The following is a 3427-nucleotide window of genomic DNA, read 5'->3' as shown; positions in this document are numbered from 1 at the left end:
AATGCAACTTCTTTAGATTTGCGTCCACTTAAGCATAAATTCACAACCATTGTCTTGAACTCTTTATCATACTTCCTTCTAACTTTTCCTCTCATAACGTAAAGATAAGGGCTTAATTTAATGTCTAGTCAAATGTACCTATTCCACTTTTGTCCTGAAAGGACTAAAGCAATAGCAACGGGCAAAGCCCGTTGATTCTAATGCAATTTGTTAATCAAGCCCTGAAGGGGCGAAAGCCTAATTCCAAATATATTTCTCATCAAAATTAATTGCCTGTTGTTTTAACAACAGGTTTTTTTATATCCTCTAGATAAAGCCAGAGGCAATTGATACAGTTATTGCAAATGGATAATTAAGAATTCTGATTGTGGAAACTGCTCAAATAAAGAGATGCTGATAAAATGCTTATATAACTTATCAATTGCCTGTTGTTTTAACAACTGGATGTTTTTTATATCATCTGGATAAAGCCAGAGGCAATTGATATAGTTCATGCCAGTGGATAATTAAGAATTCTGATTGTGGAAATTGCTCATATAAAGAGATGCTGATAAAATGCTTATATAACTTATCAATTGCCTGTTGTTTTAACAACTGGATCTTCATGATCATTCATTTTAACAAATCCATATTTCTCAATCAATTGGTCTTCTTCTAATTGAAATGATTGTGTTTGATGATGGGTTTCCTGATTTTTGATATAATTGCGAACCCTACTTAATTCGGATTTCCCAACTGAAACTGCATAGTAATCGTCCTGCCACTGAAATTGATACTTGCAATACTTGTTTTTATTAATCCAATAGGATGATTCTCCTTTAATCAGATGCATTACATCTTTCACAGTTTGATGTGCATTAAAAGAAATCAAACAATGACAATGATCTTTATATCCACTTATAAAATCGATATGTATTCCTTTTTCATTTGCATTATCCTTTATGTGTTGCCATACTTTTTTTCTTAATAAAGAAGATTCTAAAAATGGCTCTCGATACTTGGTACTCCAAACAAAATGAATGTAAATTTTAAGATAGGGCATAGAAATTTGCTTTATTATTTGGGAACAGGAAATTACAAATTATTACTGAACATTACAATGATTAATATTTCTAAATCCTCTGGCTAAAGCCAGAGGCAATTGATACAATTCTTGCAAATAAATAGTTAAGAAGTCTAATTTGTAAAAAGTGCTCAAATAAAGGGATTCTGATAAAATGCCTAGATCCTAATTCAATTGCCTGTTGTTTTAACAACAGATTGTTTTTTAAATCCTCTGGATAAATCCAGAGGCAATTGAATTACCACCGCACTGTGAACACTGTTTCGCCCGGTCTTGATCTGCAAATGAGGCTTCCGCCATGTGCCCGAAGAATTTGCCGGGAATAACTGAGACCTATTCCCGATCCATGTTCCTTAGTGGTGAAGAATGGAATAAAAATTTCATCTGCAATTTCCACGGGAATGCCTTGTCCGTTATCCTTTACCCGGATTTCGGTGATTTGCCCTTTTTGGATTGCGCTTACCACGATGCTGGCGAAGGAATCTTTCCGGGAAGCCATCTCATTAATAGCTTCGGTCGCATTTTTCACCAGGTTGATAATAACCTGCACCATCATTTGTTCATCGGCAATAAAATGAAAATTGCTTCGTGCATCCTGCAAACTTATCTTTCCCTGAAAATCCTCCCGGAGTGGAGAAAGCAGTATATTTAAACGATCGAAAAAACTGTGTATCGCTATAGATGTCATTACCGGTTGTGGTGCTTTTGACAAGACCCGGTAAGATTTTACAAAACGAATCAGGCCCTCACTCATCTCAGTGATAACTCCTAATCCGTTGATGGTTTTTTCCACTTCCTCATCCGGTAAATTATTGGCAATCCCTTCGGTTTTCTGCATCCAGATGCTTTGCAGCGATTGGGCAATGGAGGTAACAGGAGCCAATGAATTCATGATCTCATGACTCAGCACACGAATCAGCTTAACCCAGGCATCTACCTCCTTCCGCTCCAATTCGCCCCGAATATCCTGTAAAGTAATCAGCTTTACCTCCTCCTCTTCTAATCGGATTACCGAACATCTGGTGATCACCTGAATCCGCTCTTTGGGAAGTAAAATATCGAGTACTTTTCGCTGTCGGTTTTTAATTTCGGATAAGGCAAGTGCAAAACGGGAATCGATACGCTTTAACTGATCGATGTGGGTAAATGTTTCCAGTCCGATTAATTCCATCGCTGCCGCATTCACATCCGTAACAAAGCCTTTATCCGTTAGTACCACCACACCTGTAGCAATATGTTGCAGTATCTCGCTAAAGTATTTCTCTTTAATACGGCTTTTAAGCTGTACCTTCTGCAAAATACCATTTAATTCGTTCAGGCTTTGGTGCAATTCATTAATGATGGGATTGCCTGTTTTTGAAGGGAAGCGAAGGGTGGTATCCTCATTCTTTATGGCCTGAATAAAGTAGTTCATCTGTCGGTGAGTTTTATTTAAAAATCGAATAAACTCCCCGACTACTATAATTTCGCAAACACCTAACAGTGCCAAAATGTAAAGCTGTTTCAGTGCTATTGCAAAGCCTGTCAGTCCTGCAAAAATCAGGAGTAAGGCTATCCTATACCACAGGTGCAAGTTATAATGTCTATAAACCATATTTCCTGATTTTATTGTATAGGGTCTGGCGGGTGATTCCCAGCTGGGAAGCTACTGCGCTTAAATTGCCACTCTGCTTTTTCATTGCAGTTTGTATCAGCTGTTTTTCCATGTCCTCCAAAGTACCTCCTGATGCATCTACTCTGGCAAAATCCTCGCTACGGAAAGCAAAATCAGCAATATCAAGTATAGTCGCATCACTCAATATCACGGCTTTTTCGATAGCGTGTTGCAACTCCCGAACATTGCCCGGCCAGGAGTAGGTTTTTAACTTTGCCATCGCCTCTTTTGTGATTCTCATCGCCTTTTTATGGTATTTGTTAGCATATCGATCCACAAAAAAACGTGCCAATTCGGGAATATCAGATTTTCGATCCCGTAAAGGTGGCAAATCTATTTGAATGGTATTGATGCGGTAGAGCAGATCTTCGCGAAAACGCGATTCCCGAACCATCTGCAAAAGATTACCATTGGTAGCACACACCAATCGTACATCAATAGAAATAGGAGAATTCTCGCCTACGCGGATCAGCTGTCGGTTTTGTAATACAGACAACAGCTTGGCTTGCATAGCCGGGGATAAATTTCCAATTTCATCGAGAAAAAGAGTACCTCCACAGGCGAGGCCACTGAAAAAGTAACATACTATCAAGCATCAAACCGAAGAATTACTCTTTGGCTTGATGCTTTTTTAATATCTTAGAGCCTGTTAGAAAAATAATATTATGCTCGTTCAACAACAAACATTAGGCTTAAGCCCATATACAGAT

Annotated in this window: 3 protein-coding genes; all 3 read right to left on the bottom strand. The window is 38.3% G+C overall.

The genetic code is table 11. From position 1 onward, the window contains the following. Window positions 1-571 precede the first annotated feature (571 nt). Entirely contained in the window at window positions 572-1042 is a 471-nt protein-coding gene (tnpA, locus tag DLK05_RS16300) for an IS200/IS605 family transposase (RefSeq protein ID WP_127345068.1), read from the bottom strand. 259 nt (window positions 1043-1301) lie between these two features. Next, window positions 1302-2657 carry a sensor histidine kinase gene (locus DLK05_RS16295; protein ID WP_127345067.1) on the bottom strand — a complete coding sequence of 452 codons (1356 nt, stop codon included), beginning with the start codon at window positions 2655-2657 and terminating at the stop codon, window positions 1302-1304. Next, entirely contained in the window at window positions 2647-3309 is a 663-nt protein-coding gene (locus DLK05_RS16290) for a sigma 54-interacting transcriptional regulator (protein ID WP_127345066.1), read from the bottom strand. The genes DLK05_RS16295 and DLK05_RS16290 overlap by 11 nt, the downstream gene beginning before the upstream one ends. Window positions 3310-3427 lie beyond the last annotated feature (118 nt).

Origin of the sequence: Ancylomarina longa, assembly GCF_003996985.1 — a bacterium.
GTDB classification, from domain to species: domain Bacteria; phylum Bacteroidota; class Bacteroidia; order Bacteroidales; family Marinifilaceae; genus Ancylomarina_A; species Ancylomarina_A longa.
The sequence above is the reverse complement of the archived record's forward strand: the minus strand, read 5'-3'. Positions and strand labels throughout refer to the sequence as shown.

Coding starts and splice junctions, on each gene's coding strand:
- tnpA (WP_127345068.1), bottom strand. CDS start 1,042: ATGCCCTATCTTAAAATTTACATTCATTTTGTTTGGAGTACCAAGTAT.
- DLK05_RS16295 (WP_127345067.1), bottom strand. CDS start 2,657: ATGGTTTATAGACATTATAACTTGCACCTGTGGTATAGGATAGCCTTA.